The organism is Stenotrophomonas sp. PA-6-5C (genome assembly GCF_021605635.1).
GTDB classification, from domain to species: domain Bacteria; phylum Pseudomonadota; class Gammaproteobacteria; order Xanthomonadales; family Xanthomonadaceae; genus Stenotrophomonas; species Stenotrophomonas lactitubi.
In genome coordinates, this window is record NZ_WKEE01000027.1 from 1 (window position 1) to 14,153 (window position 14,153).

Here is a 14,153-nt window from a genome sequence, read left to right on the forward strand (position 1 = left end):
GGGGCGGGGTAGGGAGTACGCGACATGAACCGCGGATTTTAGCAGAAGCCCCCGCCGGGCCCATGATCGTTACGTGACCGGGGTAGCGCCGGGCCATGCCCGGCGAGCGCAGCGGTCGGATCAACATCGCCGGGCAGGGCCCGGCGTTACCCTCAGTTGTCCAGTTCCAGCACCATCCGCACCAGGCCTTCGGCCCCGTTCGGATGGGGTACCGGCTTGAAGCCCAGCGAGGCGGCCAGCTGCTTCATCGGCTCGTTCTCGGCGGCGACATCGCCGTACAGGCGGTCAAGGTACTTGCCGCGGCCCCATTTCACCAGCTTGCGCATCAGCTGGCGGCCCAGGCCCTGGCCGATCAGGAACCGGCTGATCAGGATCGCGTACTCGGCTTCACGGGTACCAGGGATGATCGAGGCACGGGCCACCGCGCCGACGACGGCCTCACCGGCCGGCAGCGACTCGGCGGCGACCAGGGTGATCTCGGTCTTCGGATTGGGGTGGGTCAGGCGCTGGGTGGTTTCCGGCGACAGCTCGGTCACCGACTGCAGGAAGCGGTCGCGGATTTCTTCCGGCCCGAACAGGCTGAAGGCGGCCTGCAGCGGCGCGCCATCTTCCGGGCGGATGGGGCGGATCAGCAGCTCGTGGCCGCTGGGAGCCTTGAAGATCTCATGCCAGGGCGGCATGCGGTTGCGAGTGGCCATACCGGGTGATTCCTTGGTGGTCCATCGATTGTGTCATCACCGGGGCTGCATTCCGTGAACGAAAGGCTCACGGTCGTACAGCCTCGTGAAGGCCCTTATTCGGCCGTCTTCAGCCAGTCCAGGCGGGTGCTGGCACCGGGTTCGCCCAGATGCTGGCGCAGGGCCGGCAGGGCCGGGCCGACCACGCGGTCGAACTGCCAGGGCGCATTGAGCACCAGCATGCCACTGCCGTTGAGGCGCAGCGGCGAGTCGTCGGGGCGCACCAGGAACTCGATGGTCACGGCCGACTTCACCGGCAGTGCGGCGGCCTTGCGCAGGAAATGCAGGATGGTGCGACGCTGCTTGATCGGGAACCAGACCGCACAGGTGGCCTGCGGCCAGCGCGCCAGAGTCTCGGCCAGCGCGGCCAGGATGGCCTGGTACTCGGCGTCCTGGGCCTCGTAGGGCGGGTCGATCAGGACCAGGCCGCGGCCGATCTTGGCGCCGTTGGCCTTGGGCGGCAGCAGCGAACGCAGCAGTGCGTAGCCGTCACCGGGGTGCACGCCAACGCGGCTGTCATGGGCGAACAGGGTCTTCAGCGACGCGGCTTCGTCCTCCTGCAGCTCGCACACCGCCATGCGGTCCTGCGGGCGCATGGCCTGCGCGCTGAGCAGCGGCGAGCCGGGGTAGGCGATCATCGCACCGACCGGATTGTCGGCCTGCACTGCCTTCAGGTAGCGCTCGACCACCTCCGGCAGCTTGGGCTGGGCCATCAGCCGCATGACCCCGGATTCGACCTCAAGGGTCTTGCGGCTTTCTTCGCTGGCCAGCAGATAGCGGCCGGCACCGCCGTGGGTGTCGAGCACAAAGAACGGGCTGTCCTTGCGCTTGAAGCTGTCGATCAGGGCCAGCTGCACGATGTGCTTGAGGACATCGGCGTGGTTGCCGGCGTGGAAGGCGTGGCGATAGTTCATGGGCGGCAGTGTACGGGGCAAGGGCCGCAGCGGCTATGCTGCGCGCCATGACAGCGCCTGTTACCCATGTCCTGGTGGTCGAAGACGAAGCGGCCATCGCCGAAACCGTGCTCTATGCGCTGCGTAGCGAAGGCTATGCGGCCAGCCATTGCCTGCTGGGCGGGCTGGCCCTGCAGCAGCTGCAGGCCGGCGATATCGACCTGGTGGTGCTGGATGTGGGCCTGCCGGACCTCAGTGGTTTCGAGGTCTGCCGCCGGCTGCGGGCCCTGCCGGGGCCGGTGGCGCAGGTGCCGGTGATCTTCCTGACCGCGCGCAACGACGAACTCGACCGCGTGCTGGGCCTGGAACTGGGGGCCGACGACTACATGGCCAAGCCGTTCTCGCCGCGCGAGCTGGTGGCGCGGGTGCGCGCCCGCCTGCGGCGCGCCACGCCCGCTCCGGCCGCCCCGGGCGCCGAGACCGGTTGGCAGGAGCACGGCGCCTTCGCCATTGATCGCGATGGCCGCCGCATCCGCTTCCAGGGCCACGCGCTGGACCTGACCCGCTATGAATATGCGTTGCTGGAAGCGCTGCTGCAGCGCCCCGGCGCGATCCTCAGCCGTGCCCAGTTGATGGACCGTGGCTGGGACAGCGCCGCCGACAGCGCTGACCGCACCGTCGACACCCACGTCAAGACGTTGCGCGCCAAGCTGCGTGCGGCCGGTGCCAGCGGTGAACCGATCCGCACCCATCGCGGCCTCGGCTACGCCCTGGAGGTCTGACGCGTGCGTCTGGTCCTGAAACTGTTCCTGGGCTTCTTCCTGATCGTGGGCATCGCCGCGTTCTTCGTGATGCGCGTGTTCGTCAACGAAGTGAAGCCGGGTGTGCGCCAGGCAATGGAATCGACCCTGGTGGATGCAGCCAACGTGCTGGCCGAGATGGCCGCCGCCGACGTCAAGGCAGGCACCATCCGCAATGGCAGTTTCACCCGCAACCTGGCCAAGGCCCGGCAGCGCGACCTGAAGGCGATGGTCTGGCGCTTCCCCAAGCGTGCACTGGACTACCGGGTGACGATCACCGACGCCAAAGGCATCGTGATCTACGATTCGCTGGGCCGCGATGTGGGCCGCGACAATTCGCGCTGGAACGATGTCTATCGCACCCTGCGCGGCGAGTACGGCGCGCGCTCCAGCCCGGAAACGCCGGGCGATGACAGCAACACGGTGATGCACGTGGCCGCGCCGGTGTACGACCCGGCCGATGGCAGCACCCTGATCGGCGTGCTCAGTCTGGCCCAGCCCAACCGCAGCATCGATCCGTTCATTGCCGCCAGCCAGCGCGCCATCATCGAGCGCGGTGCGTGGCTGATCGGCCTGTCGGCGCTGGTGGGCGTGCTGGTGACGATGTGGCTGACCAACGGCCTGGGCCAGCTCAGCCGCTACGCGCGGGCGGTCAGCGCCGGCGAACCGGTGCCACCGCCGAAGCGCCGCAACGATGAGATCGGCGAGCTTGGCCAGGCACTGGAGACGATGCGGCGCAAGCTGGAAGGCAAGGCGTACGTCGAGCAGTACGTGCAATCGCTGACCCACGAGATGAAAAGCCCATTGGCGGCGATCCGCGGTGCGGCCGAACTGCTGCAGGAGCCGATGGCCGACGCCGACCGCGCGCATTTCGCACGCAGCATCGTCGACCAGCAGGAGCGGCTGACCGAAACCATCGACAAGCTGTTGGCGCTGGCCGAGGTCGAGCAGCACGGCTGGTTGCAGACCCGTGATCCGATCGCCTTGCCCGTGCTCCTGCAGGAAGCCGCAGCGGCGGCGCAGGTACGCGCGCAGGCCGCAGGTGTCGAGCTGCTTATCGGTCAGGCGCCTGATCTGCGCGTGCAGGGCGATGGCTATCTGCTGCGACAAGCGCTGCACAACCTGATCGACAACGCCGTTGCGTTCTCGCCGCCCGGGGCACAGGTGCAGTTGGATGCACAACGGGACGGGCAGGGCGTACGCCTGCAGGTTGCCGACCGTGGCGCGGGCATTCCTGATTACGCACGCGAGCGCGTGTTCGAACGCTTCTATTCGCTGGCCCGACCCGGCACCGGCCGCCGCAGCTCCGGCCTCGGCCTGCCCTTCGTGCAGGAAGTCGCGCGCCTGCATGACGGCCGCGTCAGCCTGCAGCCGCGAGAAGCAGGCGGCACCGTGGCCAGCCTGTGGCTGCCGCTGGCGATACCGGGGCAGCGTCCGCGGCGCTGACTTCACACTCGCTTCAAATTCGCCACAAACCCTGCTCACCGCAGCAATCCATCCTGCAGTCCTCTCCAACGAGGACGGACGATGAAATCCCTGAAGATGCTGCTGCGGTTCGCCATTGTCGGCGGCCTGATCCTGTTGTTGCTGGTCCCGCTGTACCTGATCCGCAACGTCATCAGCGAGCGCAGCGCCTATCGCGAAGAGGCCTATTCGCGGGTGGCCGAAAGCCGGGCCGGTACCCAGCGCGTGGTCGGGCCGGTGCGCGTGGTGCCGTGGTCCAAGCGCGAGCTGGTGGAAGTGGTCGATGCGCGGGGCAACAAGAAGACCGAGCTGCAGACCACCGAGGGCTACTGGTTGCAGCCGCCGGCCACCCTGCAGATCAGCGGCGAGCTGCTGCCAAGCCAGCGTTCGGTCGGCCTGTTCAAGGTGCCGGTGTACAGCTGGAATGGCCAGCTCAAGGCGACCTTCAGCGAGGATGACTACCCGGAGCACGATGGCACGACCTATGGCGAGGCCTACATCGCGCTGGGCGTGTCCGATGCGCGCGGTCTGGTCGGTACGCCGAACCTGCGCGTTGATGGACAGCAGGTCAAGCTGCTGCCGGGCGTGGCCGGCGCATCCGCACTGGGCCGTGGGCTGCATGCACCGATCGCCGGCATCTCGCGCAGCGGAGGCACCCTGGCGGCCAGCAGCGTGGAACTGGAACTGCAGCTCGATGGCAGCCGCTCCCTGTCGGTGGTGCCGGTGGGCGATGACAACCAGATCGCCCTGCGCTCCAGCTGGCCGCACCCGTCGTTTGCCGGTGCGTTCCTGCCGAACGAGCGGCGTGTGGATGCGCAGGGCTTCGATGCACGCTGGGCCGTGTCCTCGCTGGCATCGGACGCACAGCAGCGACTGCGCGAGGGCGATGACCTGGACGCGCAGGCGGTGCAGGTTTCTCTGGTCGACCCGGTCGATGCCTATACCCAGGCCGATCGCGCTTCCAAGTACGGCGTGCTGTTCGTGGTGCTGACGTTCGTTGGTTTCATCCTGTTCGAGCTGATCAAGTCGCTGCGCATCCACCCGCTGCAGTACCTGATGGTCGGCCTGGCGCTGGCGATCTTCTTCCTGCTGCTGATCAGCCTGTCCGAGCACATCGCCTTCTGGCAGGCCTACCTGGTCTCGGCGCTGGCCTGTATCAGCCTGCAGGCGGTGTACCTGGCCAACGTGCTGGGGCACTGGAAGCGCGGCCTGGGCTTCGCCGCGATGCTCACCGTGCTGTACGGCGCGCTGTATGGGCTGCTGGTGTCGGAGAACAATGCGCTGCTGATGGGCTCGCTGCTGCTGTTCGTCATCCTCGCGCTGGCGATGTGGGTGACCCGTCGGGTCGACTGGTACGCCCTGGCCGAGCAGAAGTAAGGAGCACGCCATGGGTTGGCGCCAAGGATTGCAGCAACGGGCACGACAGGGCATTCCCGCTCTGCTGGAAGTGGATGCGCTGCTGCAGGCGCATGGCGTTTTGGCGGCGTTGCCGGGGGCACGGATCGCGCCCGGCCTGGTCCGCTTCCAGCTGGCCGCCATCACCTGCGAGGGACTGCAGCGGCGTGGGCTGGACTGGTTGCGGGAGGCGCGGCACGGACGCGGCGCGCTCGCCGGCAAGGTGCCCCGTTACCGGCCATGGAAGGCCGGGGCGGCGGCATTGTCGGAGATCGGCATCGACGGGCTGCCCGCGGAGTGGCCGGAACACGCCACCGTGTTCGGCTGCAGCAGCATCGACCAGCGGCACTGGTTGCTGCTGTTGCCGGAGCGCGCGCAGCTGTGGCTGGGGTGGAAGGGGTGACAGTGGAAGGCCCATCCACGCATGGCGTGGATCTACTGGGCCTCTGGTGGGTGCGGACCTTGGTCCGCGCCGCTGTTCGGTGGGAACCCCCATCCACGCATGGCGTGGATCTACCAGATGCCCATGACCGATGGGACGGGGGCCAGGCGCCCTGTCTGGCTAGACTCGACCGGTTGATGATCGAGCCGAAGGGCAGGGGTGTGATGTGCTGAAGTGGGGCGTGCTGGCAGTAGCGCTGGCGATGGGTGGCAATGCGGTGGCGCAGCAGCGCGAGCCGGTGGACCTGGACATGGTCGGCAAGATCCGGCAGCAGGCGTTCCACAAATCGCAGGTGATGGACACCTTCAGCTACCTCACCGAGCGCATCGGGCCGCGCCTGACCAATTCGCCGGCGATGGGCCGCGCCAACGCCTGGACCCGCGGCAAGTTCAGCGAATGGAAGCTGGACAATGTGCATGACGAAGCCTTCGACGAATTCGGCCGCGGCTGGGAGTTCACCTCGGCCAGCGTAGAGATGCTGGGCGATCGCGTGCAGCCGCTGCATGCCCTGCCCAAGGCGTGGACGCCGGGCACCAGGGGCCCGGTCGAGGGCGAACTGCTGCAGGTGGACATCAAGAAGCCTGAGGACATCGAGAAATATCGGGGCAAGCTGCGCGGCAAGATCCTGCTGCTGGGCGAAGCACGCGAATACAAGCGTGGCACCGACGCCGATTCGCACCGGCACGACGCCACCTCGCTGGAAGGTCTGCAGGAGTTCACCCTGCCCAAGGACAAGGACGTGGCCGCCGACCGTGCCAAGCGGGTCAAGGAATTCCAGGAGAAGCAGGCGCTGGCGGCGAAGGTCAACGCGTTCTTCGTCGAAGAAGGCGCGCTGGCCTCGATCAGCATCAGCAGCTGGGACAACGGCATCATCCGCGTGGCCGGTGGTGGCTCGCGCAAAGCTGGCGAGTCGGTCGGCATTCCCGAACTGGCGATGATCGCCGAGCACTTCAATCCGCTGGTGCGCGCGTTGGAAGCCAAGCAGAGCGTGCGCCTGCGCGTGGATGTGGCCGCTCGCTTCACCGATGAAGCGGACCAGCCCGGCTACAACACGCTGGCCGAGATCCGTGGCAGCAGCAGGCCCGATGAAGTGGTGATGATCGGTGCGCACCTGGATTCCTGGCACAGCGGCACCGGTGCAGCCGACAACGCTGCCGGCGTGGCGGTGATGATGGAGGCCATGCGCATCCTCAAGGCCAGCGGCGCCAAGCCCAAGCGCACCATCCGGGTTGCGCTGTGGAGTGGCGAGGAGCAGGGGCTGATCGGTTCGCAGGCATACGTGGCCAAGCACTTCGGTCGATTCCCCGAGCCGACCGACCCGGCGCAGAAGGCGCTGCCTGCCTCGCTGCGCGAACCGACCGGTGCGCTGCAGAAGACCCGTGACTACGGCAAGTTCCAGGTCTACTTCAACATGGACAACGGCTCGGGTCGCTTCCGTGGCATCTACGCACAGGAAAACCTGGCGGCCATGCCGATCTTCGAAGCCTGGCTGGCCCCGTTCCATGACGTGGGCGCGACCACCGTGGCCACCCGCAACACCGGCAGCACCGACCACATCAGCTTCGACCGCATCGGCCTGCCGGGCTTCCAGTTCATCCAGGACAAGCTGGACTATTTCAGCAACGTCCACCACAGCCACCTGGACACCTGGGACCACGCGGAACCGGAAGACCTGAAGCAGGCTGCCGCCATCGTCGCCTCCTTCGCCTACCACGCCGCCATGCGCGAGCAGCCCTTCCCGCGCAAGCCCGAGCCGCAACCCTGAAAAGGGGACGGAGGGGATCAGGTCGTATTTCCCCTCCATTGCCCGCGCATCCCCGCAGAAGCGGGGGAATAGCGACTTAATCCCCTCCGTCCCCTTTTTCCGCAGGGGGCGGAGGGCTGGTAAAATCGGGGGATACCCGTTCCTCGAGCCCTCCATGACCTGCCGCACCCGCTTCGCCCCCAGTCCCACCGGCTACCTGCATATCGGTGGCGCCCGCACCGCGCTGTACTGCTGGCTGGAGGCCCGCCATCGTGGCGGCGAGTTCGTGCTGCGCATCGAGGACACCGACCGTGAACGCAGCACCCAGGGCGCGATCGACGCCATCCTGGAGGCGATGGAGTGGCTGGGCCTGGACTACGACGAAGGTCCGTTCTACCAGACCGAGCGCGTCGCCCGGTACAAGGAAGTGGCCGAGCAGCTGATCGCCGACGGCAAGGCGTACTACGCCTATGAAACCCGCGAAGAGCTGGATGCCATGCGCGAGGCCGCGATGGCCAAGCAGGAAAAGCCGCGCTACAACGGCGCCGCGCGCGAGCAGGGGCTGCCGTACCGGGACGACCCGAACCGCGTCATCCGCTTCAAGAACCCGCTTGAAGGCACGGTGGTGTTCGATGACCTGATCAAGGGCCGCATCGAGATCGCCAACAGCGAGCTGGATGACATGGTCATCTTCCGTCCGGACGGCTATCCCACCTACAACTTCGCAGTGGTGGTGGACGACTGGGACATGAAGATCTCCGAAGTCATCCGGGGCGACGACCACATCAACAACACCCCGCGCCAGATCAACCTGTACGAAGGCATCGGCGCGCCGGTGCCGAAGTTCGGCCACATGCCGATGATCCTGGACGAACAGGGCGCCAAGCTGTCCAAGCGCACCGGCGCGGCCGACGTGATGCAGTACAAGGATGCCGGTTACCTGCCCGACGCGCTGCTGAGCTACCTGGCCCGGCTGGGCTGGTCGCACGGCGACCAGGAACTGTTCAGCCGCCAGGAACTGATCGGCCTGTTCGACGTGAAGGACTGCAATTCCAAGGCCTCGCGCCTGGACATGGCCAAGCTGGGCTGGGTCAACCAGCACTTCCTGAAGACCGAGGAACCGGCCGCGATCGAGCCGCACCTGGTCTACCAGCTGCAGAAGCTGGGCCTGGACGTGGCCGCTGGCCCGGCGCCGGTGGACGTGGTGATCGCCCTGCGCGAGCGCGTGCAGACCCTGAAGGAAATGGCCGAGAAGGCCGTGGTCTGGTACCAGCCGCTGAACGAGTACGATGAAGCGGCCGTGGCCAAGCACTTCAAGGCCGGTGCGGAACTGCCGCTGGGCAAGGCCCGCGAGCTGCTGGCAGCCCTGCCGGAGTGGACTGCCGAGGCTGTTGGCGTGGCCCTGCACGATGCAGCTGCGGCGCTGGAAATGGGCATGGGCAAGGTCGCCCAGCCGCTGCGCGTGGCCATCACCGGCACCCAGGTCAGTCCTGACATTTCCCATACCGTGTACCTGGCCGGCCGCGAGCAGGCCTTGAAACGCATCGATGTGGCCATCACCAAGGTAGCAACGGCCTGAGCCCACCGGCCCACGCCCGAACTGGAGAACGCGCATGTCCGCCAAAACCGCCTGTACGGCCCCGCACCACCATGTCCACGACGCTTCGGATTTCGTGGCGGTGGTCGAGCGTGTCTCGCGTGAGCGCGGGCTGCGCCTGACCCCGATCCGCGCCAACGTGCTCAAGCTGATCGCCGAGGCCGGCAAGCCGGTCAAGGCCTACGAGCTGCTGGAGTGGGTGCGCAACGGCAAGGGTGTGGGCGCCGACGCCCCGCCCACCGTGTACCGCGCCCTCGACTTCCTGATGGCCAATGGCTTCGTGCACAAGCTGGAATCGGTCAATGCCTTCGTGGCCTGCCACCACCCCAGCAGTGCGGCCCATTCGGTGCCGTTCCTGATCTGCAACAGCTGCCACAGCGCGGTGGAACTGGAAGACCGCGAGATCGTGACCCAACTGGAGAAGCGCGCGAAGGAACTGGGGTTCCAGCCGCAGGCACAGACGCTGGAAGTGCACGGGCTCTGCGCCCGCTGCGCCGGCTGACGGAACGGTAGTGCCGGCCGCTGGCCGGCATCTTCAACCCTGTGTCCGGCCCTTGAGGTGCTTCAGCACTGCCTTGCGTGCGGCGATCAACTCGGCATCCTCCAGCACCAGCGACTGCACCCAGTCCAACGCTTCGGCCACGTGTGCGCCGCGCACGGCATACAGTGCCAGGCACTGCCGTTGCGGTGTCGGCGCTTGGCCCCACGCGCGCTGCACCCGCTGCAGCAACGTCTGTTGGATATCCGTAGACACCGTCACACCCTTGTCGAACGACAGCAGCACGTTCAGCGCGCCCAACGCCTGCCACGGCGCTGACGTGGGATCGTCCTGGCTGAAATCGGCCTGTCCGCAGTACGCCAGCAGGGCCGTAACCGAAGCCTCGCTGCGCACCTCTTCCAGCACCCCGATCGCATAGGTCGCCATGCGCGGGTCGTCCAGCAGTGGCTGCATCGCGGCCACGCCGCCGTACCCGACCGCAGCGCAGGCCTTTGCCCACGGCGCCATCGGCGCGAAATGCGTGCCATCGCCGTTGTACTGGAACTCCTCGCGCCAGCCATGCAGCGCGCACAGACGTTCAATCTCGGCCGCACCTTCGACGCCATGCTCAAGCACGAAGCCGATCAGGTCTTCCACCTCGACCGCACCACCATGCTCCAGCGGCGCAGGACCTTTGGCCGCCATACGGGCCAGTGCGTTGAACTTCATCGTTGTCGTCTGTTCCTGCAGCAAAGCAGTCGAGCATGGCTCAACACTACAAAAAAGCGGAGCCGCGCGCTTTCGCTTTTGATTTTCATCCTTTGATTCACGTGGCTGACGCGCACGGAACCTGTCTGTGGCCGGGTGGGTGGGGTAGGCGGGACCGCAGGCGCCATGGATGGCGCCTACGAGCCCCCAGGGATGGGTTCACGGCGTGTCCCGCCTGCCTCACCCACCCGGCCAATCCCACCAATCCAACCGCAACGATCAGCCACGAGGGGCTCCGCCGTTCGCTGTCTTCGACGAAGCCGCGCAGTCAAGCAGGCCAGCGCCTAATCCATCGGCTTCGTCGCAGTATCCACCCGCACGATCACCGACATGCCCGGCCGCAACCGCGTCGCCAGTTTCTGTTCCCCGTTGATCGAGATCCGCACCGGCAACCGCTGCACCACCTTGGTGAAATTGCCGCTGGCATTGTCCGGGCGCAGCACGCTGAACTCCGAGCCCGTGGCCGGCGCGATCTCTTCCACGCGGCCACGCAGCACCTGGCCCTGGAACGCATCCACCGAGAACGACGCCGGCTGCCCGATCGCCATCTTCCAGGTCTGGCCTTCCTTGTAATTGGCCACCACCCACAGCGCGTCGGGCACCAGGAACAGCAGCTGCGAACCGGCCGCCACGTACTGGCCCACGCGTACGCTGGCCTCGCTGATCTGCCCATCGCGCGGCGCATGGATCACCGTGTTGGCCAGGTCGATGCGCGCCAGTTCCAGCTGTGCCTGCGCACTTTCCACCTGCGCCTCCAGGCTCTTGCGCGAGACCTGGGTCGAGACCAGGGTCTCCTCGGCGATGCGGATCTGCGCCTGCGACTGCTGCACGCTGGCCTGTGCAGAGGCTTGGCTGGTGCGGAATTTGTCGCGGTCGTTGATCGATACCAGCTGCTGCGCCGCCAGCTCCTCGTAGCGCTTGGCCTCATTGCGGGAGCGCTGCAGCTCAGCCTGTCCCGCCGACAGCGTGGCCTGCGCCGAAGCGATCTGCGCGCGGTTCTGCGCCTGTGACTGGTCCGAATTGGCCAGCGCCGCGCGCGCGCTGTCCAGCGTCGCCTGGGCCTGCGCCACCCGCTGCGCATAGATACGGTCGTCGATGCGCAGCAGCGGCTCGCCCTGCTTCACGTGCTGGAAATCCTTCACCAGCACCTCGGTCACGTAACCGTTGACCTGCGGCGCCATCACCGTGATCTGCCCGCGCACATAGGCGTTGTCGGTCACCATCACGCTGCTGGTGAACGGCCACAGATGCCAGGCGCGCAGGATCAGCGCGATGCCCAGCAACGCCACCACCACCATCACCACCACGCTGCGCGAACTCGGTTTCAGATACTTCGGTGCGGCGGCCGGCGCGGCTGGCGTCGCCGCAGGTGCTGCATCGGTGGGCGGTGGCGGGGTGACGTTCTCGGCGGCGTCGGTGTCGTCTGGACGGGGCGGGACGGGAGGCATGGCGATGGACTCAGCGCGGTGCCGCGGTCGCAGCCGCAGCGGAGGAGGAAGGATGGCGCTTGCGCCATTGTTTGCGCACGGCAGTACGCAGCGACAGCAGCAGCAACCAGCACAGGAAGCCGATTGCCAGCCAGCCGCTCAGGGTGAACACATCATTGAAGCCACGCACGTTGGCTTCGCGGCGGGTGGTCTGTGCCAGCTGCGCACTGCCCTGTGCGCTGCGCAGCACCGGGTCGGTGATCTGCGCTGCGTACAGCTGCTGCTGGAGGCGCAGGCGCTGCGCCACCACCGGGTCGGCGGGATCGAGCTGGCTGGTCAAGGCGCTGGAATACAGCTGCTCGCGATGCAGCTGGAACGTTCCCAGCACGGCCGAGCCGGCCAGTCCGCCCAGCGTCTGGGTGATCGACAAGGTCACCAGGAAGGTGATCATGTGGTCCACGCCTTGTTTCAGCGCGGCCGAAATGCCGAGCATGATCAGCGGGCCCATGAACATGCCGGCGCCCACCGAGGCCAGGAACTGGCTGACGTAGAAGTCGTGTGGTCGATCCAGGCTGGTGCGGTGCTGGTCGAAGAACGCGGCCGCGCCCAGCAGCAGGATCGCCATCAGCAGCTGCGCGATCAGCCGCTTCGGGCCGAAGGTGATCGCCGCGCCGGCGATGCCGGTGACCACGCCGGCGAGGATCACCACGAACAGCGGCCGCATCTGGTCCGGCCCCATGCCCAGGGTGCGCATCAGGTTGACCACGCCGTAGGACTGTTCGGTGGTCAGGAAGCGGATCAGGAAGGCGCCGACGATGAAGTGCATCACCGGCAGCGTCGACAGCCAACGGATCTGCAGCAGCGGATTGCGCCGGTAGTGTTCGATGATCAGGGCGGTGGTGGTCAGCGCGATGGAAGCGATCAGCGCCCAGCCCAGCCACGGCGTGTTCAACCACCAGCGCGTGTAGCCCTGCGCGAGCACGATCACCAGCAGGGCGACGGCGGGCGCGAGCAGGGCGAAGGTGAGGAAGTCCAGCGGTTCGAAGGCCTTGACCTGGATGCCGGGCGGCAGCTTCAGCACCACCACGGCGGCAAACGCGCACAGTGCCAGCCCTGCTTCGAACGAATACAGCTGGTGCCATTGACCGGTATCGACCAGGCCCGGCGAGACGATCCAGGCAATCGGCACCGCCAACTGCGACAGGCCAACGCCGACCACCAGCAGGTTGCCGGTGAAACGGCGCGGCAGTGCCTGCAGCATGTACAGCGTACCCAGCGTCGAACATGCCGCGCCGGCGAAACCGCTGGCGGCGCGGGTCAGCATGGTGGTCTCGAAGCTGCCGACGAACAGGTGCAGCACCGCCAGCGCCGCATACAGCCCCAGGCCGATCTCGGCGAACAGGCGGATGCCGTACTGCTGGCGGAACTTGAAGGCCAGCAGGTTGGCGGTCACGTTGACCATGGCGTAGGCGGCGACCAGCCAGCTGCCCTGGGTGGGCGTGAGTGACAGTTGCCCCTGCAGGAAAGGCAGGTTGGCCGTTACCAGCGCGTTGCCAAGGCCGCCGGTGATGGCCACCAGCAGCGAGACCAGTGCATAGGCTGCACGCCGATAGGGCGGGTGCCACGGCATCGACGCCGAACCGGGCATGGTCGGCTTCTCGTGCTCCTCCCAATCCGGCACCGGCTTGAGGTACGGCTGCACCATCAGCGTTCCCCGCTGGCTGCTCCCTGGAGTCCCCCGCGCAGCAGCTGCAGGGCACGCCCAGCCAACTGGGCGCGCTCATCGCGGGTCTTGCCGCGCAGGGCCGCACCCAGCATGCCCGAGATCAGTGAAATATCCGTCTTCTCCAGGTCGGGCCGGCACAGGCCAGCGGCCTTGGCGCGGGCGATGGGCGCTTCCAGCAGGTCGCGCACGGTCTCGCGTGCGGTGCGCATGGCCGGAACATCCGAATCCACCGCGCGCCAGTAGTCGGCCAGCGCAGGCGAATCGACGATGCGCTGGGCCATGCCTTCGAACACCTCGAACAGGGCATCGTCGCGGTCGCCAAGCTGCTCGACCTGGCGGCGGATGCGGTCGACCGTGCGCTGCAGCAGCGCCTGGATCAGCGCCGTACGGTCGGGGAAGTTGCGGTACAGGGTGGCGCGGCCGACTTCGGCACGCTCGACCACCAGGTCCAGCGGCGCGGTCACGCCATGTTGGCCGAACACATGGTCGGCGGCATCGAGGATGAGGGCTCGGCGGGCAGCAGCATCGGCACGTTGGGTGGTCATGGCTTCATTTTCGGACAAACATGTCCGGATGGCGAGAGACGAATGGCGACGGGATTGTCCGCTTGTTGTCGTACGCACATCTTTGTGACGCCCGCGTGAGGGGTAACTGGGATGACCAAAAAAACGGGGGGCCAACC

The 14,153-nt window shown here is 67.0% G+C and carries 13 protein-coding genes; 7 read left to right on the forward strand and 6 right to left on the reverse strand.

From position 1 onward, the window contains the following. Nucleotides 1–152: 152 nt before the first annotated feature. A complete protein-coding gene (locus tag GIW57_RS12740; RefSeq protein WP_025879325.1) occupies nucleotides 153–698 on the reverse strand; it encodes a GNAT family N-acetyltransferase in 546 nt (181 codons plus the stop codon). 95 nt (nucleotides 699–793) lie between these two features. Then, a complete protein-coding gene (gene rlmJ / locus GIW57_RS12745; RefSeq protein ID WP_236511289.1) occupies nucleotides 794–1,651 on the reverse strand; it encodes a 23S rRNA (adenine(2030)-N(6))-methyltransferase RlmJ in 858 nt (285 codons plus the stop codon). A gap of 35 nt (nucleotides 1,652–1,686) precedes the next feature. Between rlmJ and creB the strand changes: the two genes are divergently transcribed. The 7 genes from creB to GIW57_RS12780 all read left to right on the forward strand — a co-directional run bounded on the left by creB (nucleotide 1,687) and on the right by GIW57_RS12780 (nucleotide 9,574). After that, the gene (creB, locus tag GIW57_RS12750; protein ID WP_165376650.1) at nucleotides 1,687–2,412 is read left to right on the forward strand and encodes a two-component system response regulator CreB; all 726 of its coding nucleotides are present in this window, start codon (nucleotides 1,687–1,689) and stop codon (nucleotides 2,410–2,412) included. A gap of 3 nt (nucleotides 2,413–2,415) precedes the next feature. After that, nucleotides 2,416–3,876: a two-component system sensor histidine kinase CreC gene (gene creC / locus GIW57_RS12755; RefSeq protein WP_236511292.1), complete on the forward strand. Its 1,461-nt coding sequence runs from the start codon at nucleotides 2,416–2,418 to the stop codon at nucleotides 3,874–3,876. An 81-nt stretch (nucleotides 3,877–3,957) separates the two neighbouring features. Beyond that, nucleotides 3,958–5,271, forward strand: a complete 1,314-nt coding sequence (gene creD / locus GIW57_RS12760) for a cell envelope integrity protein CreD (RefSeq protein WP_100464150.1) — start codon at nucleotides 3,958–3,960, stop codon at nucleotides 5,269–5,271. A 10-nt stretch (nucleotides 5,272–5,281) separates the two neighbouring features. Then, a complete protein-coding gene (locus tag GIW57_RS12765; RefSeq protein ID WP_191077513.1) occupies nucleotides 5,282–5,692 on the forward strand; it encodes a hypothetical protein in 411 nt (136 codons plus the stop codon). A 205-nt stretch (nucleotides 5,693–5,897) separates the two neighbouring features. Further along, nucleotides 5,898–7,496, forward strand: coding sequence for a M28 family metallopeptidase (locus GIW57_RS12770; protein ID WP_236511295.1), 1,599 nt, complete (start codon nucleotides 5,898–5,900; stop codon nucleotides 7,494–7,496). A gap of 154 nt (nucleotides 7,497–7,650) precedes the next feature. Next, the gene (gene gltX, locus GIW57_RS12775) at nucleotides 7,651–9,054 is read left to right on the forward strand and encodes a glutamate--tRNA ligase (protein ID WP_089239745.1); all 1,404 of its coding nucleotides are present in this window, start codon (nucleotides 7,651–7,653) and stop codon (nucleotides 9,052–9,054) included. Between the two features lie 34 nt (nucleotides 9,055–9,088). Beyond that, nucleotides 9,089–9,574 carry a Fur family transcriptional regulator gene (locus tag GIW57_RS12780; protein WP_025879333.1) on the forward strand — a complete coding sequence of 162 codons (486 nt, stop codon included), beginning with the start codon at nucleotides 9,089–9,091 and terminating at the stop codon, nucleotides 9,572–9,574. Between the two features lie 33 nt (nucleotides 9,575–9,607). Here GIW57_RS12780 and GIW57_RS12785 read toward each other — a convergent pair whose 3' ends face one another. The 4 genes from GIW57_RS12785 to GIW57_RS12800 all read right to left on the reverse strand — a co-directional run bounded on the left by GIW57_RS12785 (nucleotide 9,608) and on the right by GIW57_RS12800 (nucleotide 14,016). Then, nucleotides 9,608–10,279 carry a hypothetical protein gene (locus GIW57_RS12785; protein ID WP_236511297.1) on the reverse strand — a complete coding sequence of 224 codons (672 nt, stop codon included), beginning with the start codon at nucleotides 10,277–10,279 and terminating at the stop codon, nucleotides 9,608–9,610. A 323-nt stretch (nucleotides 10,280–10,602) separates the two neighbouring features. Further along, nucleotides 10,603–11,766: an HlyD family secretion protein gene (locus tag GIW57_RS12790; protein ID WP_236511300.1), complete on the reverse strand. Its 1,164-nt coding sequence runs from the start codon at nucleotides 11,764–11,766 to the stop codon at nucleotides 10,603–10,605. Between the two features lie 10 nt (nucleotides 11,767–11,776). Further along, entirely contained in the window at nucleotides 11,777–13,450 is a 1,674-nt protein-coding gene (locus GIW57_RS12795) for an MFS transporter (protein ID WP_236511303.1), read from the reverse strand. Continuing rightward, nucleotides 13,450–14,016, reverse strand: a complete 567-nt coding sequence (locus GIW57_RS12800) for a TetR/AcrR family transcriptional regulator (RefSeq protein WP_025879336.1) — start codon at nucleotides 14,014–14,016, stop codon at nucleotides 13,450–13,452. The genes GIW57_RS12795 and GIW57_RS12800 overlap by 1 nt, the downstream gene beginning before the upstream one ends. Between the last annotated feature and the right edge of the window lie 137 nt (nucleotides 14,017–14,153).